This is a genomic window from Pseudomonas sp. GL_091 (genome assembly GCF_057837725.1).
The window spans coordinates 3,807,880-3,829,512 of the sequence record NZ_CM174451.1 but is presented as its reverse complement, the minus strand read 5'-3'; the positions used below and the strand labels follow the sequence as shown (position 1 = coordinate 3,829,512).

22 protein-coding genes are annotated in these 21,633 nt (G+C 59.1%); 6 read left to right on the top strand and 16 right to left on the bottom strand.

Features of this window, described 5'->3' with window-relative positions:
• Positions 1 to 706: 706 nt before the first annotated feature.
• Entirely contained in the window at positions 707 to 868 is a 162-nt protein-coding gene (locus AC3ITY_RS17465) for a DUF2986 domain-containing protein (protein ID WP_489303972.1), read from the top strand.
• A gap of 134 nt (positions 869 to 1,002) precedes the next feature.
• Here AC3ITY_RS17465 and AC3ITY_RS17460 read toward each other — a convergent pair whose 3' ends face one another.
• The 3 genes from AC3ITY_RS17460 to AC3ITY_RS17450 form a co-directional block, all read right to left on the bottom strand.
• Entirely contained in the window at positions 1,003 to 2,325 is a 1,323-nt protein-coding gene (locus AC3ITY_RS17460) for a DUF1329 domain-containing protein (RefSeq protein WP_489303970.1), read from the bottom strand.
• Positions 2,326 to 2,642: 317 nt separating this feature from the next.
• Entirely contained in the window at positions 2,643 to 3,101 is a 459-nt protein-coding gene (locus AC3ITY_RS17455; RefSeq protein ID WP_489303968.1) for a metallophosphoesterase family protein, read from the bottom strand.
• A gap of 52 nt (positions 3,102 to 3,153) precedes the next feature.
• Positions 3,154 to 4,071, bottom strand: coding sequence for a LysR family transcriptional regulator (locus AC3ITY_RS17450; RefSeq protein ID WP_489303966.1), 918 nt, complete (start codon positions 4,069 to 4,071; stop codon positions 3,154 to 3,156).
• Positions 4,072 to 4,266: 195 nt separating this feature from the next.
• Between AC3ITY_RS17450 and AC3ITY_RS17445 the strand changes: the two genes are divergently transcribed.
• Together AC3ITY_RS17445 and AC3ITY_RS17440 are read left to right on the top strand one after the other, a co-directional pair.
• Entirely contained in the window at positions 4,267 to 4,707 is a 441-nt protein-coding gene (locus AC3ITY_RS17445; RefSeq protein WP_223446919.1) for a DoxX family protein, read from the top strand.
• A 76-nt stretch (positions 4,708 to 4,783) separates the two neighbouring features.
• Complete coding sequence (locus AC3ITY_RS17440) at positions 4,784 to 5,707, top strand: NADP-dependent oxidoreductase (protein ID WP_489303964.1); 924 nt, start codon at positions 4,784 to 4,786, stop codon at positions 5,705 to 5,707.
• A 78-nt stretch (positions 5,708 to 5,785) separates the two neighbouring features.
• On the opposite strand, the gene AC3ITY_RS17435 is transcribed toward AC3ITY_RS17440, so the two are convergent.
• The 3 genes from AC3ITY_RS17435 to AC3ITY_RS17425 form a co-directional block, all read right to left on the bottom strand.
• Entirely contained in the window at positions 5,786 to 6,859 is a 1,074-nt protein-coding gene (locus AC3ITY_RS17435) for a threonine aldolase family protein (protein WP_489303962.1), read from the bottom strand.
• A 110-nt stretch (positions 6,860 to 6,969) separates the two neighbouring features.
• Complete coding sequence (locus tag AC3ITY_RS17430) at positions 6,970 to 7,785, bottom strand: AraC family transcriptional regulator (RefSeq protein ID WP_489303961.1); 816 nt, start codon at positions 7,783 to 7,785, stop codon at positions 6,970 to 6,972.
• 93 nt (positions 7,786 to 7,878) lie between these two features.
• Positions 7,879 to 8,790: a LysR family transcriptional regulator gene (locus AC3ITY_RS17425; protein WP_489303959.1), complete on the bottom strand. Its 912-nt coding sequence runs from the start codon at positions 8,788 to 8,790 to the stop codon at positions 7,879 to 7,881.
• 131 nt (positions 8,791 to 8,921) lie between these two features.
• Between AC3ITY_RS17425 and AC3ITY_RS17420 the strand changes: the two genes are divergently transcribed.
• Positions 8,922 to 9,827, top strand: coding sequence for a pirin family protein (locus AC3ITY_RS17420; RefSeq protein WP_489303957.1), 906 nt, complete (start codon positions 8,922 to 8,924; stop codon positions 9,825 to 9,827).
• A 69-nt stretch (positions 9,828 to 9,896) separates the two neighbouring features.
• Here the strand turns inward: AC3ITY_RS17420 and AC3ITY_RS17415 are convergent, their stop codons facing one another.
• The 5 genes from AC3ITY_RS17415 to AC3ITY_RS17395 all read right to left on the bottom strand — a co-directional run bounded on the left by AC3ITY_RS17415 (position 9,897) and on the right by AC3ITY_RS17395 (position 14,069).
• Positions 9,897 to 10,352: a glycine zipper 2TM domain-containing protein gene (locus AC3ITY_RS17415; RefSeq protein ID WP_489303955.1), complete on the bottom strand. Its 456-nt coding sequence runs from the start codon at positions 10,350 to 10,352 to the stop codon at positions 9,897 to 9,899.
• 199 nt (positions 10,353 to 10,551) lie between these two features.
• The gene (locus AC3ITY_RS17410) at positions 10,552 to 10,953 is read right to left on the bottom strand and encodes a nuclear transport factor 2 family protein (RefSeq protein WP_489303953.1); all 402 of its coding nucleotides are present in this window, start codon (positions 10,951 to 10,953) and stop codon (positions 10,552 to 10,554) included.
• Positions 10,954 to 11,019: 66 nt separating this feature from the next.
• Positions 11,020 to 11,778: an SDR family oxidoreductase gene (locus AC3ITY_RS17405; protein ID WP_489303951.1), complete on the bottom strand. Its 759-nt coding sequence runs from the start codon at positions 11,776 to 11,778 to the stop codon at positions 11,020 to 11,022.
• Between the two features lie 137 nt (positions 11,779 to 11,915).
• Entirely contained in the window at positions 11,916 to 12,827 is a 912-nt protein-coding gene (locus tag AC3ITY_RS17400) for a LysR family transcriptional regulator (protein ID WP_489303949.1), read from the bottom strand.
• 141 nt (positions 12,828 to 12,968) lie between these two features.
• Positions 12,969 to 14,069: an alkene reductase gene (locus AC3ITY_RS17395; protein ID WP_489303947.1), complete on the bottom strand. Its 1,101-nt coding sequence runs from the start codon at positions 14,067 to 14,069 to the stop codon at positions 12,969 to 12,971.
• Positions 14,070 to 14,216: 147 nt separating this feature from the next.
• Between AC3ITY_RS17395 and AC3ITY_RS17390 the strand changes: the two genes are divergently transcribed.
• A complete protein-coding gene (locus AC3ITY_RS17390) occupies positions 14,217 to 15,101 on the top strand; it encodes a LysR family transcriptional regulator (protein WP_223458422.1) in 885 nt (294 codons plus the stop codon).
• 4 nt (positions 15,102 to 15,105) lie between these two features.
• Here AC3ITY_RS17390 and AC3ITY_RS17385 read toward each other — a convergent pair whose 3' ends face one another.
• Both AC3ITY_RS17385 and AC3ITY_RS17380 read right to left on the bottom strand, forming a co-directional pair.
• Complete coding sequence (locus AC3ITY_RS17385; protein WP_489303944.1) at positions 15,106 to 16,206, bottom strand: Gfo/Idh/MocA family protein; 1,101 nt, start codon at positions 16,204 to 16,206, stop codon at positions 15,106 to 15,108.
• A 248-nt stretch (positions 16,207 to 16,454) separates the two neighbouring features.
• Positions 16,455 to 17,444 carry a zinc-dependent alcohol dehydrogenase family protein gene (locus tag AC3ITY_RS17380; RefSeq protein ID WP_489303942.1) on the bottom strand — a complete coding sequence of 330 codons (990 nt, stop codon included), beginning with the start codon at positions 17,442 to 17,444 and terminating at the stop codon, positions 16,455 to 16,457.
• Positions 17,445 to 17,624: 180 nt separating this feature from the next.
• Between AC3ITY_RS17380 and AC3ITY_RS17375 the strand changes: the two genes are divergently transcribed.
• A complete protein-coding gene (locus AC3ITY_RS17375) occupies positions 17,625 to 18,515 on the top strand; it encodes a LysR family transcriptional regulator (protein WP_489303940.1) in 891 nt (296 codons plus the stop codon).
• A 37-nt stretch (positions 18,516 to 18,552) separates the two neighbouring features.
• Here AC3ITY_RS17375 and AC3ITY_RS17370 read toward each other — a convergent pair whose 3' ends face one another.
• The 3 genes from AC3ITY_RS17370 to AC3ITY_RS17360 are packed head-to-tail and all read right to left on the bottom strand — an operon-like array spanning position 18,553 to position 21,588.
• Positions 18,553 to 19,470 carry a LysR family transcriptional regulator gene (locus AC3ITY_RS17370; protein ID WP_489303938.1) on the bottom strand — a complete coding sequence of 306 codons (918 nt, stop codon included), beginning with the start codon at positions 19,468 to 19,470 and terminating at the stop codon, positions 18,553 to 18,555.
• A gap of 21 nt (positions 19,471 to 19,491) precedes the next feature.
• Positions 19,492 to 20,244, bottom strand: coding sequence for a maleate cis-trans isomerase family protein (locus tag AC3ITY_RS17365; protein ID WP_477754345.1), 753 nt, complete (start codon positions 20,242 to 20,244; stop codon positions 19,492 to 19,494).
• A 24-nt stretch (positions 20,245 to 20,268) separates the two neighbouring features.
• Positions 20,269 to 21,588 (bottom strand): MFS transporter, encoded by a 1,320-nt coding sequence (locus AC3ITY_RS17360; protein ID WP_489303936.1) that lies wholly within the window; start codon positions 21,586 to 21,588, stop codon positions 20,269 to 20,271.
• Positions 21,589 to 21,633: the final 45 nt, after the last annotated feature.

The window sequence follows — 21,633 nt, the reverse complement described above, 5'->3', positions numbered from 1 at the left end:
GTATAAGGATCTGCTCTATAGGTAAACATCCGTGGCCTGATTCGTTACATCCGCAGGCGGGTCAGGCGAGCGTCTTGGTACGGTGTGAACTGAGCTTGCGTAAGGCATTGCACGCCGCGTACATGGGCCGGTTGAGCGTGTGTGGGTACGTGGCTGGGCCAGAAAGCTGAAACAGGGGCGAGTAAGGTTGTCGCCTGGTTTTGTGATGGGTTGCAGGGACACTTTCGCCATTGGATCAAAGCAAATACAGGACAGCAATGGACCACATCCAGCCGATGCCGAGGGTGAAAAACAGGTAGATAACCAAAAACATCAAAGGGTGATGCCACATGGCACTGATCTCCCAAAACCCACTGTTTTTACATGGGTGCCTGGTAAATTGGGTACCGAGAAACTCATGGAGTGGAATCAGCAATAATCAAGCCATTTGAGTAAAGGAAGCCTGGCCACCAGCCCCGGGCCTCCAGCGCTGCAAGCTGCCTCCTTCAGACGAAAACCGACACTGAATCCACCCCCAAAAAAGTGAGATTCCCCACATGTGGGGGCGTGCGTTCGGATGTCACCCCGCGGGCGCTTGAGACCCAAGCCAGTGCCAGGGGCGATCAACGCCTGTTTGCAGCGTTATGCACTGAGTGCGCACCAGAGGAGTCTGGTTCAATGTTCCAAGCTGATATCATTCAACAACGTACAAACCGAGTAGAAAAACATGAATCGTCGTAAAAAAATAAATCAGATACTAAAGGCTAACGCCAAGAAGGCTAGTGCCAAACTGGCACCGAAAAGCAAGTCAAAATACATCAGTAAGGCGGACCGATTGATGCTGGCTACTGAATCATGTGACGACTCAATCACATCCTCTGAAAGCTGAGTTGTTAGCTTCAGCACCACCGGAATCTACAGTTTTGATTGGGCTATACATTCCGATGGTACGTACCGCGAGGACGCGGCCTGACAATTCATTCAAGCTGAAGTCGCTTCGCGGCGCTGAATCGAACCTGGGGCCTAGCGAATGCCGGTACCCGCCATGGACTCTGGCACCCACTGCGCCGTTGATAGCGGCTCGATGTAGCGGATGCCGCCATGAGGGCCCACCACGCCATTGATGTTGTAGGTGCCTCGCGACAGGTCGTACGTCATGAAAGGTGTGGCGTCCGGGACCTGCTGGTCATAGCTCTGGCTGAAGAACGCGAAGGAGCCACGGTACAGCTGGCCACTGGTGTCGTACTGATCGGAGGCCACCGCGGCCCAAGTGTCTTCATCCAGGTAAAAGCGGCGCTTCTGGTAGATGTGCGTTGCTCCGGGCTTGAGGTTGCCCTCCACGACGTAGACCCGGTGCTTTTCCCAGCGTACGAAGTCCGGCGCAATGAAATTGGGGGTGGTCAGCGATTTGGCTTCGCGAGCGTAGGTCAGTTTGTAAGTGTTGTAGGGCACGATCATTTCCTGCTTGCCCACCAGCGTCCAGTCGTACAACTCGAGTGCACGGGCGGTACCGGGGTTGGGTGTGTCGTAGGCCAGGATCGAAATCTGTTTGACGCGGCGTTGGGCAGGCATGTACTGCCAGGCGCGGCCAGGAAACTGCGCCGGGTTAGTGGCGTTCTTGAGCATGATCGACTCGCCGGCTCGGCGCGCAGGTCCGGTATAGGACAGTTTCAACTGATAATAAATGTCGGAGCTGTTGATCGGCTTCGACATGTTCTCGTAAATCGGGAAGGAGACAAATGCCTCGCCGGTGACCGCCAGGCTCGGTACGCCCGCCGTGTCGACGCTCCAGGAGTCGTACTTGGAATGGATATTGACGCCCTGGTAGCGCAGCAGGAAGTTCCACATCGCTTCGGCGCCGGATTGCGGAATCGGGAACGGCACCCCGGGCATCACATTGTCGATGGCGATCCCGCCATTGAGGGACCGGGCGGCAGTAGCATTTCTGCGGCTGTTGTCCAGCACCGCCTGCGGGAGCGATGCCGTGCGGTGGGTCGGATACACGTCGATGCGAAAGCCGGGGTAGCGCCTGGCCAATGCCACGGTGGTGGCGGTCAGCAGACCTTTGTACGAATCGACGTTCTTGCCGTTGATCACCAGCAGCGGTTTTTCGTGGGCAAAGGGATCAGGGCGCATGCTGTCGCCGGTCTTGAAACTGGAGGGGGCAGTGGTCAGGCCACCGCTGTAGGGCGGAATGGAGCCATCGGCATTACCGGCCTTTTCGGCACCCACCCACGTCAGGCTGGTGCCCAGCCGGGCGGCTTCCTGACTCGATACATAGGCTTGTGCATCGATGGCCAGCGCCATGAGGGGGACAGCAGCCAGAAAACTTTTCACGAATTTCATATTGTTATTCTCCTGCCTGGCGTACCAGGCAACTCGTGACTCAGGCGCAACAGTCGCAACCGTCGGTTCAATCGCCAGAGACTTTTTCAGAACTACCATTTAAAAGCTCCCCCATCGGGGGCGCTTTTCATTTGACGACAGATCCTTGGCTATTGATGACAGAACCAGCGCCCGCCGAGGGCGGGTTCGTTCATGGCGGTGTGGTTCGAACACGGGCCTCACGAGATGCCACTGCGGCCGGGCAGACGCAGCGGACATATCGAGCCGAATAGTGCAGAAACGGGCGAGCGCGGGGAGGGCGGCACATGCCAGGCGAATCAGTCGAGCAGTGACACCAGCCGTGGTTCGATTGACCGGGCATGCAGATCAAGCAATGCCAGCGTGACAGGCAGCTTGAAGCGTCGGCGTCCGGCGCTGCCCGGATTCAGGAACAGCCGTTCTGCGCGCCATTCAATGCACGGTTTGTGCGAATGGCCGGTGATCACCAGGTCGATACGGCTATCAAGATTGCTCGCCACATCAGCGATGTCATGCACCAGCAGAACTCTCCAGCCGTTGAGCTCCAGGCGCAGACAATCGGGTAACTCGCGCGCCCAAGGTACGTCCAGGTCATTGTTGCCACGCACTGCATCCAGCGGCGCGATTGCGGCCAATTGGTCGAGGATCTGCGCGCAACCGATGTCGCCCGCGTGAAGGATGCGATCACAGCCTTGCAGGGCGGCAATCGCTTCGGGGCGGAGCAAACCGTGGGTGTCGGAGATGACGCCGACTTTCATCGCGGCCGGCTCGAGCGGCATTCAGGTTGCAGAAAATCGGCAAGTAACGCGTTCAAGCGGATGTCTCCTGTGCTGAGCTTTGTTGAACGAAGCGGTCAATCAACCACCTCGCAGCCGGCCCCGGTGGCAAGTCCGTGCGGTAAATGACGTCGAAGGCGTAAATGCCGCTCTTGTATTCCGGAATGTTCAGTTGCACGAGTCGGCCGCTCTCCAGGTCTTCCTGGACCATCGGGGCTGGCATGTTCCCCCAACCGATGCCTTCACGCAGCAGCATGTGCTTGGCGCCCAGGTCCGCCAGACGCCAGGTGCGGTTACTGAGCACGGCGAAATCCTTGTCCTTGGTCAGGACCGATCGATCGGACAGCACCAGTTGCGTGAACTCTCGCCCGGCGCCCGGAACATTCGAGTCGCTTGATGCCAGAGGATGATTCGGGGCCGCCACTGGAATCAACTCGACACTGCCGACACCCATTCTTTCGATACCGTCGATGCCCTCGTTCATGGGGCCACTGACGCCGATGATCGCGCCGCGGTTGACCACCAGTTCAGTGACCGCGCCGAGGGCTTCCATATGCAAGTGCAGGGCAACCGTAGGGAACTCTTCGCGAAAGGATTTCAGTGCATCCACCACGCGTTCGGGGGGCAGCATGACATCGAGCACCACGTGAACTTCGGCTTCGAGCCCCTGAAGCAGGCCTTTGACCTTGGCGCGTAATCCATGAACACCGTTGGCGATAGTCCTGGCTTCGGCCAACACCGTGCGGCCGGCATCGGTGAGTTGGGGTTTGCGGGTCGTCTGGCGGTCGAACAGCGACACACCGAGCTGCATTTCAAGGTTGGCGATCGAGTAGCTGACGACCGAAGTGGCGCGATGAAGTTTTCTGGCGGCCGCCGCAAAACTGCCGACTTCCACGACCGTCAGGAACACGCGCAGCTGATCGAATGTCGGTGTTCCGGGGTCAGAGATCATGCCTGTTTCCTTGAATCAGGTGTCGCTGGGCCAATTGCACGATTGAACTCCTTTACCGGTGATGTGGGTTTGCTTTTCTAATTTATCGAATCTAATGATCTAAATTAGTCAGCTATTCAGGTTAGCTGACGAAGAGCAACATTTCCTCACCAGGGCGGTTCCTGTCGAATCGCACCCAATTGAAGGAAATACCCCATGACGACTTCTGCAAACATCGCTCAAACAACCACCTCTGAACAGAGCCGTTCCGACGTGACCCAAGCCTCGGCCTCGTTGATCGGCCGCGTACTGCTCAGCGCCATTTTCATCCTTTCCGGTTTTTCGAAACTCGCCGCTCCGGCCATGATGGTCGGCTACATCAGCTCTGTCGGGCTTCCGCTTCCTCAATTGGCACTGGCAGTGGCGATCATTGTAGAGATCGGCGGTGGCCTGGCGTTGATCGCCGGTTACCGCACCCGCACCGTCGCCGCCGTACTGGCTGTGTTCAGCGTGTTCACCGCACTGGCGTTCCATAACGCACTGGGCGATCAGAACCAGTTCATCCACTTCTTCAAGAACATCGCGATGGCCGGTGGCCTGTTGCAGGTCGTCGCTTTCGGTGCCGGTCGCTTCAGCCTCGACGCCCGCCGTCGTTGATACCCTCGCGCTGCGCAGGGCCAGCTCCCTCGCAGCGCAATATTTTCTCCCTCTTTTTTCAATAGTCGAGACCTCCATGAAAGCCCTACGCGTGTACGAATACGGCAGTCCTGAAGTTTTACGCCTGGAAGAGATTGCAGACCCAGTCGCGGGTGTTGGTGAAGTGCTGATTGATGTCGCCGCAGCCGGGGTGAATCCGATTGACTGGAAAATCCTGTCCGGTGCCATGAAGGCATTCATTCCGTTGCCGCTGCCTTTTACCCCGGGCGTCGAAGTGGCCGGCACCGTCGTCGCGCTGGGCAAGGGCGTCACTGAGTTCAACATCGGTGATGAAGTGTTCGGCTTCATCAACATCGTCGGTGGTTATGCGACCAAAGCGGTTGCCCAGGTGTCCAAGCTGGCGCTCAAACCAAAATCCCTCAGTGCCTTGCAGTCCGGTGCTGTCCCCGCAACGGCCCTGACGGCGTGGCAGGCGCTGACCGAGCACGCTGGCGTGCAACGTCGCCAGAAGGTGTTGATCCACGCCGCGGCCGGTGGCGTGGGCAGCATGGCGGTGCAGATTGCCAAGTACCTGGGCGCTGAAGTCTACGCAACGGCCTCTGCACACCATCATGCCTACCTGAAGGAAATCGGAGCGGACTACACCATCGACTACACGACTCAGGATTTCGAGGAACTGGTGTCCGGCCTCGATGTGGTACTGGATCTGGTGGGTGGCGAAACACAAACCCGTTCGTTTGCAGTACTGAAAAGAAACGGTGTGCTGGTATCGCCGGTGAGTGCTCCAAACATGTCGCGGGCCAACGACTACGGCGTGACGCCCGCCAACTTTGCCACCCGCTCGGATGGCCGGCAGCTCTCACTCATCGCCGAGCTGTTCGACAAGGGACACCTCACGGTCGACGTTGAGGCATACCCCTTGAGCGAGGCGAAAGTCGCAATCGAGAAAAGCATGGGCCGTCACTTACGGGGCAGGCTTGTCCTCGATACCACGAAGTAAGTGGTTGCCAGTGATTGTCCGTAGAGTTGGGCGTCGATACTGGAGACGCCCATCAGCCGCTGTGTTGTGTTGCGACCGTTATTCTTGTACCCGATCAACAGCTCGCCTCACCTGGCTCAACAGGTGATCGACATCCTCGGCGGTGGTGGCGAACGAGGTGACAAAGCGTACGACATTCGGTCCCCAGCGATCATGGTAGAACCCGAACCCGGCCTTTAGCAGCGCTTCGATTATTGCCGAGTCCAGCCGACAGAACAGGATATTCGCCTCGGTGCCGCCGAGCACGTCAACGCCGCTCAAGCCTTCAAGTCCCTGGGCCAGGCGCTGGGCGGCAGCGTTGGCCTTGCGTGCATTGCGCAGCCAGAGATCGTCGGTCAGGTACGCATCGATCTGCGCCGACAGGAAACGCATCTTGGAAAAGAGATGGCCAGCACGCTTGCGGCGGTAACTCATCTCGGTGGCGAGGGAGGTGTTGAACAGGACGATGGCTTCCGCTGCCAGCGCGCCATTCTTGGTGGCACCAAACGACAGGGCATCCACGCCGGCCTTCCACGTCATCTCGGCCGGGGAGCAGCCAAGCGACACCAGGGCGTTGGCAAAGCGCGACCCATCCATATGCAATCCAAGGGAAGAGGACTTGCAGACGTCACCAATGGCTGCGATTTCATCCAGGGTGTAGATGCTGCCGACTTCAGTGGCCTGGGTGATGCTGACGCAGGCGGGTTGGGTCGTATGCACGTCGCCGACTTTCTCGCGAGTCCGCTCGCGCAGTCGGACGATATCCAGCTTGGCTGCCGGGCCGTCGACGGTCATCAGCTTCGCGCCGTTGGAAAAGAACTCGGGCGCGCCGCATTCATCGTTGTTGATATGACTGGCCGGATGGCAGTAGATGTTGCCCCAGGGTGGCGTCATCGTGCTCAGGCACAAGCCGTTGGCGGCAGTGCCGGTGGGCACGAGAAAGACCTCCACGTCGCGCTCGAAGATCTCGCAGAACTTGCGCTGGACCTGCGCCGTCAGCTCGTCGGTGCCATAGGGGCTCGCCTGGCCCGTGCTGTGTTTGACGATGGCTTGTGCCACCTCCGGCGATGCGCCAGCGATGTTGTCACTTGAAAAACCCAGCGCGGGCAGTCTGCTTGTTTCACCGTTCATCATCCAGTTCTCGGCTGCGCAGGCGAAGGCGTTTCGCCCGGATTGGCGCATCCTATGGAAAGGGAAGGTTGTTGCGCTTGTAAAAAATTGACGGTCGTTTGATGGCCGACGGCCTAAGTCCTGTAGCGCGAGGGCGCGACGCCGAAGGCCTGTCGAAAGGCGCGATTGAAATGGCTTTGATCGTAAAAGCCGACGGCGTGGGCGACATCGATGATCGGTTGCGCGCTGCGCGATAGCAGGCCACAGGCCCGTTCGAGACGCAGGCGAAGCAGCCATGCGTGCGGCGTCATGCCGATGGTCCGCTTGAACTGCTTGAGGAAAGGGAAGCGGCCCAACCCGCACAGGCCAGCGAGATCATCGAGGGTGATTCGCTGATCGATGTGGCTGAAACAATAGTCCCTGACGCGAGACCATTGCAGGGGCGATAGCGTGCCGGTAATCGTTTCGGGCCTGGTCGCCCGTGACTGGCTCAACAGGTGTTCAAGCAGGGTGATCCATTGCGTCTGCACCGCCAGGCTGCCGGGTCCAACGACCTGCTGCATCGCGTCGTGCAACCCGCGCAGGTTGGCGGCGAGCCCCACGTCTTCCAGCAACACACCGGTCAACTCAAGCTCTCTCGGTTGACCGCTGATCTCCTCGGTCAGGCTCGCGACCAGCGCCTGGGACAGACGGAATGTCTTGAGCGTATAAGCGTCGCCGCCCTCGGGCACACCATCGTGGATTTCACCCGGCGGCATCAGGGCAATCCTTCCCGGACCTAAAAGAAACGACTCGCCTTTGGATCGATGGCGCTGGATGCCTTCGGTGACAAAACCAACGTGGAAATCGAGGTGGTAATGGCGATCGAAACCGGTGTCTACAAAGCGTGCGGACCCCAGCACCAGGCCTGGTACTTCGGACACGTGATGGTACTTGGCATGCTCAGTCATGGGACCCGTTCAACAATCGGCGAGGAGGGCGAGGCACTCCAAGTTTAGGTCCACAGGAGGCATAGATCCATGGGTTGACAGCAATGGGCGCGATTACTGATACACCGGCGGTACGTCTACCGCATTCATTTTCTGGATCACCAAATCGATGAACGCCGATACCGCGAGTGGCAGTTGCCGGCGGCTCGGATACAGCACATTCAGGCCGTAGCCTTTGGGCTGGTATTGCGGCAATACCGGGACGAGCGCGCCGGCCTGAACGTCGAGCCAGGCCATCACGGGTGGCAGCAGTGCGATGCCGAGGCCGGCCACGGCGGCCCTGCGCAGTGCCTGTGCGGTATTGCCACTGAAGCGCCCGGCAACTTGTACTTCCTCCTCACCCGTCGGACCGACCAAGCGCCATGTGGCGTGGCTGGCGGGTTGCGCGGAGATCACACAATCGTGGTTCACCAGGTCCTGCAACGTGCGGGGTGAGCCGTGCGCGGCGATGTAGGCGGGGCTTGCGACCATTCCGACGCTGCGCGGGTCAAGGATCTGACGGCCGACAAAACCGGAATCGCGCAAGGAGCCGCCGCGAAAAGCGACGTCGATCTGCTCTGCAATCAAGTCTGCCTTCGCATCGCTGAGTACAAAGTCGAGCCGCACGCGGGGATGCGCAGCGAGAAATTCGCTCACCCACGCCATCTGGAAGAAATCGAAGAAATCCGCTGGTGCCGCCACACGCACCAGGCCACTGGGCTCGTTGCTGCCCGTCACCAACGCCTGTCCGGCTTCGAGCAGGCCGTCGACTGCACCTGCGCAGCGCTCGTGGAAGTCCTGACCAGCACTGGTGAGTGTGAGCTTGCGGGTGGAGCGTTGCAGCAGCCGAGTGCCGAGGTGTGCTTCGAGCTGCTGGATGCGGCGACTCACGGTATTGGGCGGCATGCCCAGGCGTCGTGCCGCCTCGGCAAAGCTGCCGCAGCGGACTACCTGCACGAACATGGCGATGTCATTGAGGTCGAGCATGGCCGGTCATTCCTTGCGTCGGTGGACGAGTGCAATCCAATTGTATCGACTAATCAAGCAATCGGTCCCGCTCTATTGTTTGAGGTATCGGGCCGCGAGGCTTCCCACTTCGAGTGATCATGATGAACCTTATGCAACCACCTCACATCGCGATGGACCCCGGCTCTGCACGCGAAACCGGAACTCACCGCGCAATCGGCTATCGCACCACAGGCAGCGGGCATGGCGCTATTGTCCGGTTGATGAGTCCTTCGGACCTTGGCCACCTGATCAAGCCGTTCGTTTTCCTGGATCTGTTTGAAGGTGAGAGCTCATTCATCAACGGCATGCCCATGCACCCGCACTCGGGCATCGCCACCGTTACGGTCATTACCGAAGGCAATTTGCGCTTCGAAGATGCTGATTCGGGTACCGGGATGATTGACTATGGCGGTGTTGAATGGATGCGCGCGGGAGGCGGAGTCTGGCACGGCAAGGAAATGTCGGTCGGTACATCGAAGCGGATTCAGGGTTTTCAACTGTGGGTTGCACTACCACCTGCGTTGGAAAACGCCAGTGTCGACAGCCAGTACCTGGAGTCGGGCGTGATGCCTGAAGTGGGGCCGGCGCGGTTGATTCTCGGCACGTACCAGGGTGTCCAGAGCCCGGTGCGTGCTCCCGCTGGCATGAATTACCTGCTGGTCACGCTACGCGCCGGGGAATCCTGGACCTATGTTCCACCCAATGGGCACGAGTCATTGTGGTTGAGTGTCAGCCGGGGCGCTCTTTTCGCACCTGGCCTGGTCAACGCAGGAGAAATGGCCATCTTCGAACCAGGCAATGGCGCCGTCACGCTCAAAGCCCTGCACAAAGATACGGTCTTCGTGATCGGTTCAGCCGCACCTCATCCCTACGAACTGGCGCTGGGAAACTATTCGGTGCACACCAACCCGCAAGCCTTACGTGCGGGAGAGGCGAAAATTGCCGAGATTGGCGTTCGCTTGCGTGAGTACCTGAAAAAGCCCAACGGGTCAGTCAGCGTACCGGTATTCAAATAACCCATGAACCATGGTGGCGCGCCATCCGAGTCAGGATTGCGCGCCTGTGCCACTTCGCAGTCGCCGCCCCTAACTTTGTGGCACCACCCGCGCTTCGTTTCCGGCACCCTCGACATAAACGTTCATGCCTTTTCTCAGCGCCGGGTTGATCGGCTGGGTCACCTGAACCAGTACACCGCTGTGGGTGCGAACGATGATCTGCTGTGCGTCCACGGGCTGATCATATTTTTTCTTTTCGACGTAGTTGCCGCCTGCCGCACCAGCCAGTGCACCGGCGACCATCGCCACATCCCGGCCGGTACCCTGGCCGATCAGGCTTCCCAGGGCCAGACCGCCAATACCCCCCATTATGGCGCCGACACCGCTATCGTGATTGGTCTGCATCTGGGTCTGTGTAATCTGCTCGATTTTCCCCGAGCGAATTTCCATCTCGCCAGCGCCTCCGCTCCCGGCGCCCACTGCGGCACAGCCGCCAAGCACCAGACCAAGAAGCGAAATCGTCAGCCAGGAAGCGATTGTTTTCATCGTCGAACTCCATTTTCAGAGGAAGTGGATCATGCAAACGCATCCATTGACGTTAGACGAAAAAGTCCGGTGCATGCGCTTGGTTGGCTGCGCACAGCGCGTAAGGTTGGTGAATCAGAACGCCAGGCGGGGGATGGCCGAGGTTCAGGCGCTGCTGACACAGTGATTTCCGGATATCAAACAGGTCCGGAATGAGCGATTAGCCTGGGAACTGATCCCCAAACATAGGGTACCCGCCGGCGGAACCTTCGCGCGTCGCCTCGTCCTGAATCACATCCCAGTGTTCGACCATCACGCCGTCCTCAAGGCGCAGGATATCGACCACGACCCAGTTCGCCGGCTGGCCGAGGCCAGTGAAGCGACCGTGCAACATGACGAAGTCGCCTTCAGCGACTGCCAGTTGGCATTCGTAACGCAAATCGGGCGCTCCTGCGGCGACCAGTTCGAACAGCCCCTCGCGACCAGGGGGCACATGGGCACTGTGCTGGATATAGGAGGGCGCCCAGAAGCGTTCGGCCGCAGCCAGATCCTTGCGATTGAACAGGGTTGCGAAGCCTTCGAGGACGATGGCCTTGTTCTCGGCGGGTGTACGTGAAATCATGGTCTGATCCTGCGTGCAATGTAAAAGGTCGGCGGCTGTAGGGCCGCCCAATATCGCCTTGTGGTCTCAGCCGAACGCCGGTCCGTTTGCAATCATGTCGTTGAACCCGTTGACCCAGGCATGCTCGTTCGGGCCAGGATTGGCGCGCATGGCTTCGGCCGGAGCGACGAGGATTTCGTCGGCACCGCTTTCGAACTGTTGCATCGCTTCTGTGATGAACTGGTCGAGGGGAATGGCGCGCTCTTCCTCGCTGCTGTCGAGCAACTCGGTGCGTACCCAGGGTGGTGCGATCTCGACCAGTTGGACGCCGTGTTCGCGCAGCAGATAGCGCTGCGACAAGGTGTAGGAGTGCAACGCTGCCTTGGTCGCCGAGTAGACCGCCGTCACGGCCATGGGTACGAAGCCGAGTACCGAGGAGACGTTGACGATGACCGCATCCGGCTTGGCCTTCAGATGCTCGACCAGCGCCGAGCTCATGCGGATCGGACCCAGCAGGTTGGTGGTGACGGTCGAGACGGCAAGCTCATCGTCCACCGGACCTTCTGCATGATCGAGCAGCATGATGCCGGCATTGTTGATCAGCACGTTGAGCTCAGGATAATTGGCGATGAGGTGCTGCGCTGCTGCCTGGATGCTGGCCGTGTCGTTGATGTCGAGCTCGATGGCGGCCATGCCGGGGTTGGCGTCGAGCGTCTGCTGCAGTCGCTCCTTGCGGCGTCCGGAGATGATCACTTGATTGCCCAGCTTGTGGAAGGCTTCGGCCAGGCCTTGACCGATGCCGGAGCCGCCGCCAGTGATGAAGATCGTGTTGCCAGTCATGCGCATGAGGGATTTCCTTGAACGAAAAAGTCAGGGCGTCCGCCACGCTGCCAGGTCGATCAGCTCGACCGCTGCGTCGCGGGGTATGGCGCTAAATTGGCAGCTTCGGCAGGATCGGAGTAGACGCTGTGGCTGGCTATCTTCTATGCGTCGGATGCATAAGCACCGCCGGCATCGTCAAGCAGGCTGGCGACAAGATGTTCGATCAGGGCGCGGCCGGCCCTGCGGGTTCGCGAGCCGTGGGGGAAGTAGGCATGCACAGGTACGGATTCGGTTTTCCAATCGGTGAGCAGCGCGACGAGTTCACCGCTTTCAAGCTCCCGCCGGCACGCCCAGGCGGTTGTCGAGGTGATCCCCAAGCCGGCAGTTGCCGCTGCGACAGCGCCTTCGTTTTCGTCGGTCGAGAAGTGCGCCTCGAGCTGAATGGTCCTGGTCTCGCCATCGCGTTTAAACATCCACCCGCTCGGGACCGTCGAGGCTGGACCGGCGATGATTCGATGTGATTGCAGGTCCTCAGGCGTAGTGGGTTCCCCAGCGGCGCGCAAGTAGGATGGTGAGGCGAGAATGTATCGGGAGATCGTCATGATCTGACGGCTTGTTGCACTGGAATCCACCAGCCGTCCCAACCTTATCGCTACATCGATATTTTCGCGCACCAGATCCTGCCAATGATCGGCAAGCAGGACCTGGATATGCAGGTTGGGGTGTATCGCCGCGAACGGCGCTATACGCGGAATGATTTCCCTTACAGCGATGCTCGTTGGCATGCTGATCCGCACGACCCCGCGCAGCTCCTGGCCCCCGCGAACGCTTTGCTCGGCTTCTTCCACCGCGGCGAGGATAGGTTCCATGCGAGCCAGAAAGTCTGCCCCTGCCTCGGTCGGTACGACGGCACGTGTCGATCTCGCCAGCAGCAGGGTGCCGAGATCGGTTTCGAGCTCGGCGACAATCCTGGAGACCTGGGATTGAGAAAGACCCACTTCGCGTGCCGCAGCCGAAAAGCTGCCCAGTCGCGCCACCCTTGTGAAAAGCCTGTAGGAGAAAAGGTCCTTCATGCGTTGGCACCTTCCTTCAGCCGGTACGCACCTTGACCCCGTTGGCAGAGGCGACCGTGAAATGCGGCAGTTTGGGTGAGTGTTTTTTTGAAGGGGAGGCAACTGGGGCACTATGACCCCAGCTACCAATGGTGCAAATAATCACGCAACTTCAGTATGGAAAGGATAGTCCGTGTAGCCCACTTCCGTGCCACCGAAGAACGACTCGCGGTCGTACGGGTTCAGTGGCCAGCCATTGCGCAGGCGCTCTGGCAAGTCAGGGTTGGCGATGAAGTGGCGGCCGAACGCGACCAGGTCAGCATCGCCGGCCTCAAGGATTGCATTGGCCGATTCTCCGGAGAAACCGCCCGCGGCGATTAGGGTGCCCTTGTAGTGCTGGCGGATGAGTTGGGATGCCACCGGATTCTGATCCCGGCGCTCGTCTTCGGCGACACCCAGGATGCGCGGCTCGATCAGGTGCAGATAGGCGAGGTCCAGCTTGTTCAGCTCGCGTGCGACATAGGTGAACAGGCCAATGGGATCGCTGTCGGACATGTCGCCGAAATTGCCGCTCGGCCCCAGACGCACCGCCACCCGATTGCTGCCCCAGACGGAGATCACCGCCTCTACCGCTTCGAGCAGGAACCGGCTGCGGTTCTCGAACGAGCCACCGTAGATATCCGTACGTTTGTTGCTGCCGTCCTGGAGGAATTGATCGAACAGGTAGCCGTTGGCCGAGTGCAGCTCCACGCCATCGAATCCGGCTGCGATACCGCGTTCGGCCGCGGCGCGGAAGCTTTCCACAAGCCCGCGGATTTCCGCGATGGTCAGTTCGCGCGGCGGGCTGCCGGGGGTCCAGCCGGTCTCGGTGAAGGCGAGGCCGCCGTGGTCCACGACGGAGGGGGCCACCGGTTGGGCGCCGCCTGGCTGCAGGAGGCTATTGGACTGGCGCCCCGCATGATAGAGCTGCAGAAAGATTTTGCCGCCCTTGGCATGAACCGCATCGGTCACGAGCTTCCAGCCGGCGATCTGGCTGTCGTCATACAGACCGGGAGCACCGAGGTATCCATTACCATTGGCGGCGGCGATAGTCGCTTCGCCGATCAGAAGGCCACCGGCGGTGGTACGTTGGGCGTAATATTCGGCCATCAACTGGCCAGGGATGGCGCCCGGCTCGGCACGCATACGGGTAAGTGGCGCCAGAACGACGCGATGGGAAATCTGGTGTGGGCCTATCTGGATGCTCGTATGCAGTTTGGACATGACAACGATACCTATCAGTGGTGGGATGGGTGCAATGTAGGCGTAAAATTCGCGGAGAAAAATGTCCCGCGATGCCGAACATTTCGGATGTTTTTTCCGTAATCCCGCCTTGTTGGTGGGGTTCTATCGGAGCAGGCAGGAAAAGTGATGGAAAGTCTGAATGGCATCTCGATGTTCGTGCAGGTTGCCGAAACGCGCAGCTTTACCGAGTCCGCCCGCCAGTTGGGGGTGTCATCCTCGACCGTGGGCAAAACCATTGCGCGGATGGAGGAGCGCTTGCATGTGCGGCTGTTTCATCGCAGCACACGCAGCATCACGCTGACGGCCGAGGGGACCCTGTTCCTTGAGCGCTGCCGCCGCATCCTCAGCGAGGTCACCGCTGCCGAGTCCGAGCTGTCAGGCCTGGCTGGCAGTCCCCGTGGGCGACTTCGCGTGGGCACTCCGCTACTGGGCGACCTGATGATGCCGGCCTTTGACGGGTTCATGGAGCAGTATCCGGAAGTCGAACTGGATATCGATTTTTGCGACCGCATGGTCGATGTGATCGAGGAGGGGTTCGACGCGGTGATTCGCACCGGCGAGCAAACCGATTCTCGTTTGACCGCGCGTCGCCTGGGTTCCTGCGCACATGTGCTGGTGGCGTCGCCGACGTATCTCAAGCGGCATGGTGTACCCACTTATCCGCGTGAACTGGAACGCCATTCATGCCTGCAGCACAAGTTCCCCGCGACGGGAAAGCTGGAGCGTTGGCCACTGCGGCTCGAAGCCTCCGAGGCTGAATTGGTGCTGCCCGCCACGATGACGTCGAACACGATCGAGCCTCTTGCCTACTCCGCAATCCAGGGCAGGGGGATTGCTTTTCTGCCTGCTTTCCTTGTGCGCGAAGCGTTGGAAAGCGGCCAGCTGGTCACAGTGCTGGACGACTACATAGACCGCCAGGTCGTCTTCTGGATGCTGTGGCCAGCCAACCGTTATGCCTCGCCCAAGTTGCGCGTATTCATCGACTACATGAGTGCGCACTTGCGCATCTGATCGTTTACGCCTGCAGCTTCAGGCGCACGCCGTCGCGGTTGGAGATTTCGATGGCATCGATCAATTCGTGCATGCGCATGGCATCCGCCATGGTAGGTGCAACGTGGGTGCCATCGCGCACATCCCTGGCGTAGGCGGCATACAGGTTGGCCAGTTCCTGCTGGCTGCCGCCCAGGTCATTCTCCGGCAGCCAGTTGTAACTCGACGGCACCGTGAGTGTATGCATGGGTTGCGAGTCGCCCTGGGCCGCTTCGATGGTATTGAAGTGGTCGCCAAAACTGGTGGTGTTCCAGATCTTGAGATCGCCCTGGGTGCCGGTCAGGTCCAGCTGTATGCCATGGTTGTTGCGTTTCCCGGCTTCGATATGGACCGTCAGCACAGCCCCGTTGGAGAAGGTACCGTTGACCAGAATCTGGTCGGCCGTTGTGTGTTTCAGTACCTCGCCTGTCTCGATCAGCGTCACTTCCGGGAACTGGTTTACAGTCAGCGCGCTGATGCTCTGCGGATGGCCCAGCATGCTGAACACAGCATCGAAATAGTGACCGCCATAAATGGAAAGCAGGCTGGAGAAGTTCTCCGGCGGGATGGTGAAGTACAGGGCGGCGATGCGTTCGCGCTGGAAATATTCGACGCTGATATGCAACCGTACTGAACGCAGTTCCCCGATGTAGCCATCCTTTAACAGATCGCGTACGTAGCGATAGTCCGGGTTCAGTCGACGCTGCAGTCCGACGATATGCCGAACGCCAGCCTTCTCGGCAAGCGCCATCAGTTCCTGCGACACGGCCTTGCTGGGCGTCAGCGGCCATTCACAGTACACATCTTTGCCGGCGGCGATGGCTGCCCGTACGGTGGCCTCGTGCTGTGGTGCCGTGTTGAGCACGATCACCAGATCCACTTCCGGATGGTTGACCAGAGCCTCCACGGAATCGAGGGCAAAGCGGATGCCGTGGCGCAGTGCCAACCCGGCGGCTTTTTCCGGACTGCGACTGTGGACTGCCGTCAGCTCATAGTCGGGAAGCAACTGGAGGGCGGGCAAGTGGCCGTACTCGGCCCAATTACCGACGCCAATGAGACCCACTCGAATTTTTGATGACAGGGTCATGGAAGCTCCTGAGCCTGGTTTGAAGGGAAAGGTTGCGTTGTCGGGCGGGACAAGAAGCCCGGTCACCCAGTGTAGGAAGAGATGCAGTCGGGAAAAATGCGCCAGAGATCCGAACACTTCGGACGCTGGTGTCCGCAATACTGCGCATCAGGGCTGCACTATGTCTCGCAGAGAGGCCGGTTGTTTCGCTTTCAGGATCTCTCCTGTTTTGAGAAGCAAACCGGCCATACGCGGTTCTGATGCAAACGTTAAACGGTCACCACGATCTTTCCGATCTGCTGGTTGGTTTCAAGAAAGCGGTGCGCTTCTTGGATGCTATCCAGTGTAAAGGTCTTGGCAATGATCGGCCGCAGCGCGCCCGATTCGAATCCATTCAGGATGAACGCCTTGGCCCGCGACAAGGTCGCCGGGTCGGAAACGATTTCAGAATAGAGGTAGCCCTTGAGGGTCAGGCTTTTACCCAAGACGGTGAACAATGGGAATGGCGTGGGCTCCGGGCTCAACGCACCATACTCGAGCAGGATACCGCCCTTGGCCATGCTTTGGGTGAGAGGTACGAAGGAGGGGCCGCCTATGGGATCGAAAACGACACGGGCACCCAATCCGCCGGTCAGCGCCATTGTCGCTTCAACAATATCCTCTTCCTCGCTGACAATGACGTGTGCAGCACCTGCATCCAGCAACGCTTGTTTCTTTGCCCGGGTGCGGGTAATGGCGACTGCGGTGGCGCCCACCATTCTGGCAATCTGAAAGGCAGCCAAGCCGACGCTGCTGGAAGCTGCGGTAACCAGAACACAATCACCTTTTTGCAGTTTTGCCTGCTCGACCAATGCACCCCACGCTGTAACGTACTGCATCCAGGAGGCCGCGGCCTGTTCAAAAGACAGGTTTTCGGGATGCTTGACAGTGAGGTTGGCGGGCACGTTCGCCAATTCGCCATAAGTGCCCCAGCGTGCAATGTCCAGTGGCGGAATGACGCTGACAACATCGCCTGCCTTGAAGTCAGTGACGCCGGTACCGACCGCGACGACAACGCCGGCGGCTTCATACCCCAGACGACTTGGAAATTCCGCCTCTTGCAGGTAGGCATTGTTGCGGAACATGACTTCCGCCCGGTTCAGCCCTATGGCTTTTACTTCAATTTGCACCTCGTCCGATCCTGGAGCAGGCACATCGACTGCTTCCAGCTTCAAGACGCTTGCGTCACCGTACTCATGGATTCTGACAATGCGGGCCATCGTTACCTCTGTTGTAATCAAGGGGCCGGGGTGAATGCCGACCTGATTTGAGTGAAAGCCGGGACCCAGGGAATGCTCGGCTTTATGAGCGTGCCTGAGTCATGGCAATCGAATATAGGCTTTGGCCCCCTCTCGGATAAAGGACTAGGATGGCGCAACACTAGAAACAATGGGTTTCCAATGGATCGTCTCACCCAGATGGCCACATTCGTCAAAGCGGTACAACTCGGTTCCTTCAGTGCGGCGGCGGAAGATCTCAATCTATCCCCGCAACTGGTAGGTAAACAGGTGAAAATGCTCGAGCAGCATTTGGGGGTGTCGCTGCTTAACCGAACGACTCGCAAACAAAGCCTCACCGAATTTGGTCGCGCGTTCTATCCACGAGCAAAGATGATCCTTGCCGATATGGACGCTGCAGAAAGCATGGCCGCCGTGACGCGGGGGGTTCCAAGCGGTCGACTGAGAATTAACGCACCCGTCACATACGGTATGCGTACGTTGTCGCCGCGCCTGCTGGAGTACATGGTCAAGTATCCGCAGGTCTCGGTGGACCTGACGTTATCAAACGAGATCGTAGACCTCGTTGAAGACGGCTATGACGTAGTGTTTCGGGTAGGTGAGCTTTCGGACAGCGGTTTGAAAGCGTTGCCATTGAGACCCTACCAGATGGTGCTCTGTGCTGCGCCGTCCTATCTGGCGCGCCGGCCTCGCATTACTACACCCTGGGATCTGCAACAGCACGAATGCCTGGGCTTTGCGTATTCCGACGGGCGCTCGCACTGGAGTTTCGACGGGAAAGAAGGGCGTATAGACGTGCCAATTACAAGCAGATTGACGATTAATCAGGGCGATCCGCTACTCGCAGCCGCCGTCGCTGGATTGGGTGTGATGCTTCAGCCATTGGAACTGGTCAAGGATGCACTGAGGGATGGGACGTTGGTCAGTCTATTGTCTCACTACGAGGTGCCGGTCTCACCCATGAACCTTCTATATGCGCCTGACCGTCGGTTGACTCCCAAGCTGCGAAGCTTTCTGGACTTTGCCAGTGCTGCGTTTGGCCCAAACCCATGATCGACCTGCACCTTCGAGCCCTTGAACCTGATATCGCTTACTCCCTTTCGAGCAAGTGCTCGAGGAACAATCCCGCCGCGACCGACAACGCCTCTCGCGACCTCACGCACACGCTGAGTTCGCGGGTGGCCCACGGCTCATCCAGCCTGATCGCCTTCGCACCGTCCATTTTGTAAATCGCCGCGCTCCCCTCGGGCATGATGCCTATGCCCAGGCCGGCCTGAACCATCAGGCATAGCGCGTCGTAGCTGGAGACTTCCATGCGGATTTTCAGCGAACGCCCCAGGTCGTTGGCCGCCTTGATCAACTGAAAGTTGAGATGAGTACCACTGCGCAAGGCAATGTATTCGTGATCCAGGGTTTCGCTGAATTTGACGGAGCCGCATGTCGCCAGCGGATGCCCAAGGGGAACCAATAACACCAGACGATCGGTACGAAACGGGAAAACCTCGATATCGGCACCGTGCGGAAGACGGGTGAAGATGCCAATGTCTGTGCGATTTTCGGACACCGCCTTGGTGATGGCCAGGCTTTGCTTTTCTTCGAGGCTGATGTTGATCAGTGGGTACAGTTCCATGAACGACTTGATCAGGCTCGGGAGGAATTGGGTGATGGCGGAAATATTGGCCAGGACATGCACCGAGCCACGGCGGCCGTGGGAGTAGTCACGCATCTGCACCACGATTTCATTGAGGTTGTTCAATGCACTGCGCGCCATAAACAGTAGCGACAGACCGGCATCGGTCGGGGCGATGCCTTTGTTGGTGCGGTTGAGCAGTTTCGAGTCGAGCAATTCTTCCAGCTCGCTGAGCCGTTTGCTGACCGCCGCCGCGGCGATGTGTTCGCGCTTGGCGGCGGCAGCAATGGTGCCTTCTTCAACGACACTGACAAAGAGTCGCAACGAGACCGGGTCGAGTTTCATGGGAAGTACCGGTTTGGCCTGAATGGCCAGCATAGTACTTCCTCCGGCATTGGCTCAGAACGCCCCGGACAACAGATGACCGGCGTTGGGCACTTGCGCCTTGAGGCCAAGGGTTTTCAACATTTGGTAAACGGTGGCGATCGATGCCGACAGCACCGGTTTGTCGAGACGATCCTGGACAAGCTGGATCGCGGGTAGCGACGGCATTTGCACGCAGCAGGACAACACCACGCCATCGGCCTGGCCTATGTTCAGCTTGTCGGCGTGAGCCAGCAGATTCATCGGGTCCAGACGCCCGACTTCGAGATTGTCGGAAACCTCCAGGCTGATGGAGTCGACCACTTCGATTCCGGCCGCTTCGATGTAGTCGATGACCTGCCGGGTCAGCGGCTTCATGTACGGCGTGATGATCGAGACTTTCTTGTAGTCGAGCATGTGCAGGCTATCGATCAGCGCACCGGCGGAGCTGAGTACAGGTGCGGTCGATTGATTGGAGGCCACGGTTTTACTCAGGCGATCCTGCGAGACTTGGTGATAGCCCGCGCCCTGGCACATGATCGCCACCAGGCAGGCATAGGCCATGACATCCACTCGCGCATCGCTCAGTTCCAGCGCGCAACGGTCGCTGTCGATGTCCATCTTTTTCAGCTCTTCGGGGCTGACGTGCATCATGCGCATGCGTGAGGAGTGAAAGGTAAAATGCTCTTCGGGAAACAGTTCGTAGCGCGAAGTCAGCATGGCCGGAATTTCGGTTTCCATCGTCGTGTTGGAGCTGGGGACGATTTGGCCGATGCGAAAATTTTTCATGGGTTTTTCCTTTGAACGGTCGGGTCAGTTGCCGCTGGTGAGTTGAACGCCTTTGGTTTCCTGCAGCGTGAACACCATGACGGCGGCGATGACGTAGGAAACGGAGGCAAGGGAAATGGTGGCGGTGAAGCCGATGAGCGGGATCAGCACCGGGACCAGCTTGATGCCGGCGATGGCGCCGACCCGGCCGAAGTTGAAACAGAAACCCGACGCGGTAGAACGGATGCTGGTCGGGAACAACTCCGAGTACCAGGCGCCGAACCCGCTGAAATAACCGGTGAAGAAGCCCAGCAGTGCGGCCAGCGAACCGAGGGCGATGACGTTCTGGGTGGTGAACAGCAGCTTGCCGTCGGTCAATGGCATCAAGGTCGCCGAGTAGGCAAACACCGGCACCATGATCGCCATGCCGCCAAAAAACACCGCGAACGACAAGCGACGACCGATGCTTTCGGCCAGGTAACCGTAGGTCAGGTAACCGAGGGTGGCGCCGATGCCGATCCAGATGACAAACACCGGAGCCTGATCGATACGCACGTTCAGAATGCTCTGCAGGTAAGCCGGCATGAAGGTGGTGATGATCCAGTAGCCGTACATGCCCAGTACCGAAATGCTCAGGCCCAGCAAGGTCACTTTCAGATACTGCGGACGGAAGATTTCCATCAGCCGGCCCTTGTCGGCGTTACGGCGCATGAACTCGCGGTTGGCCAGCCACACCGGCGATTCCTTGACGAACAACCAGATGAACACCAGGGTGAAATACGCCGGGATCGAGGCATAGATGAACAGGCTTCTCCAGGATTCAGGATTCCCGCCATCGAGGAAACTCCAGGCGAAAATCGCTGCCAGCAGACCACCACCCGACCAGCCGGTCTGCATCACCGCAAAGGCCTTGGCGCGACCGGCCGCAGGCCAGATCTCCGACACCAGTGCCGCCGCGGCGGACCACAAGCCACCGACGGCGATGCCCACGCAGAAGCGGAATACATTGAGCTGCCACAGGCTGTCGGCAAAAGCACAGAGCAAGGTGCCGGTGCCATAGACGAACACCGACAGCATCATGGTTTTCTTGCGGCCAATCTTGTCGGAAATGTTGCCGAGGAAGAAACCACCGATGCCGGTGGCCAGCAGAAACCAGGCAACCGTGGAGACCACATCGCCCAGACCGACGGCGAAGGTCTTGGCGACCGCCAGGAGGACAAAGCCAAAGATGGTGGCATCCAGCGCGTCAAACAGCCAGGCGGCCCAGGAGCCCCCCAACGTCACGTAACGCTGGTTGGCGGTCAGTTGACCGACTCCGTCGACGACAGAAGCTTGCGCCGTGGAACTGACGGCTAGGGTTTTCATGGTTCAACCTCGCGTGTTTGCGTTTTTATTCTTGGAGCCCGTGTG

What these genes read in the sequence shown, in the direction of transcription:
- AC3ITY_RS17465 (WP_489303972.1), top strand. Translation starts at nt 707, where the DNA reads ATGAATCGTCGTAAAAAAATAAATCAGATACTAAAGGCTAACGCCAAG.
- AC3ITY_RS17460 (WP_489303970.1), bottom strand. Translation starts at nt 2,325, where the DNA reads ATGAAATTCGTGAAAAGTTTTCTGGCTGCTGTCCCCCTCATGGCGCTG.
- AC3ITY_RS17455 (WP_489303968.1), bottom strand. Translation starts at nt 3,101, where the DNA reads ATGAAAGTCGGCGTCATCTCCGACACCCACGGTTTGCTCCGCCCCGAA.
- AC3ITY_RS17450 (WP_489303966.1), bottom strand. Translation starts at nt 4,071, where the DNA reads ATGATCTCTGACCCCGGAACACCGACATTCGATCAGCTGCGCGTGTTC.
- AC3ITY_RS17445 (WP_223446919.1), top strand. Translation starts at nt 4,267, where the DNA reads ATGACGACTTCTGCAAACATCGCTCAAACAACCACCTCTGAACAGAGC.
- AC3ITY_RS17440 (WP_489303964.1), top strand. Translation starts at nt 4,784, where the DNA reads ATGAAAGCCCTACGCGTGTACGAATACGGCAGTCCTGAAGTTTTACGC.
- AC3ITY_RS17435 (WP_489303962.1), bottom strand. Translation starts at nt 6,859, where the DNA reads ATGATGAACGGTGAAACAAGCAGACTGCCCGCGCTGGGTTTTTCAAGT.
- AC3ITY_RS17430 (WP_489303961.1), bottom strand. Translation starts at nt 7,785, where the DNA reads ATGACTGAGCATGCCAAGTACCATCACGTGTCCGAAGTACCAGGCCTG.
- AC3ITY_RS17425 (WP_489303959.1), bottom strand. Translation starts at nt 8,790, where the DNA reads ATGCTCGACCTCAATGACATCGCCATGTTCGTGCAGGTAGTCCGCTGC.
- AC3ITY_RS17420 (WP_489303957.1), top strand. Translation starts at nt 8,922, where the DNA reads ATGCAACCACCTCACATCGCGATGGACCCCGGCTCTGCACGCGAAACC.
- AC3ITY_RS17415 (WP_489303955.1), bottom strand. Translation starts at nt 10,352, where the DNA reads ATGAAAACAATCGCTTCCTGGCTGACGATTTCGCTTCTTGGTCTGGTG.
- AC3ITY_RS17410 (WP_489303953.1), bottom strand. Translation starts at nt 10,953, where the DNA reads ATGATTTCACGTACACCCGCCGAGAACAAGGCCATCGTCCTCGAAGGC.
- AC3ITY_RS17405 (WP_489303951.1), bottom strand. Translation starts at nt 11,778, where the DNA reads ATGCGCATGACTGGCAACACGATCTTCATCACTGGCGGCGGCTCCGGC.
- AC3ITY_RS17400 (WP_489303949.1), bottom strand. Translation starts at nt 12,827, where the DNA reads ATGAAGGACCTTTTCTCCTACAGGCTTTTCACAAGGGTGGCGCGACTG.
- AC3ITY_RS17395 (WP_489303947.1), bottom strand. Translation starts at nt 14,069, where the DNA reads ATGTCCAAACTGCATACGAGCATCCAGATAGGCCCACACCAGATTTCC.
- AC3ITY_RS17390 (WP_223458422.1), top strand. Translation starts at nt 14,217, where the DNA reads ATGGAAAGTCTGAATGGCATCTCGATGTTCGTGCAGGTTGCCGAAACG.
- AC3ITY_RS17385 (WP_489303944.1), bottom strand. Translation starts at nt 16,206, where the DNA reads ATGACCCTGTCATCAAAAATTCGAGTGGGTCTCATTGGCGTCGGTAAT.
- AC3ITY_RS17380 (WP_489303942.1), bottom strand. Translation starts at nt 17,444, where the DNA reads ATGGCCCGCATTGTCAGAATCCATGAGTACGGTGACGCAAGCGTCTTG.
- AC3ITY_RS17375 (WP_489303940.1), top strand. Translation starts at nt 17,625, where the DNA reads ATGGATCGTCTCACCCAGATGGCCACATTCGTCAAAGCGGTACAACTC.
- AC3ITY_RS17370 (WP_489303938.1), bottom strand. Translation starts at nt 19,470, where the DNA reads ATGCTGGCCATTCAGGCCAAACCGGTACTTCCCATGAAACTCGACCCG.
- AC3ITY_RS17365 (WP_477754345.1), bottom strand. Translation starts at nt 20,244, where the DNA reads ATGAAAAATTTTCGCATCGGCCAAATCGTCCCCAGCTCCAACACGACG.
- AC3ITY_RS17360 (WP_489303936.1), bottom strand. Translation starts at nt 21,588, where the DNA reads ATGAAAACCCTAGCCGTCAGTTCCACGGCGCAAGCTTCTGTCGTCGAC.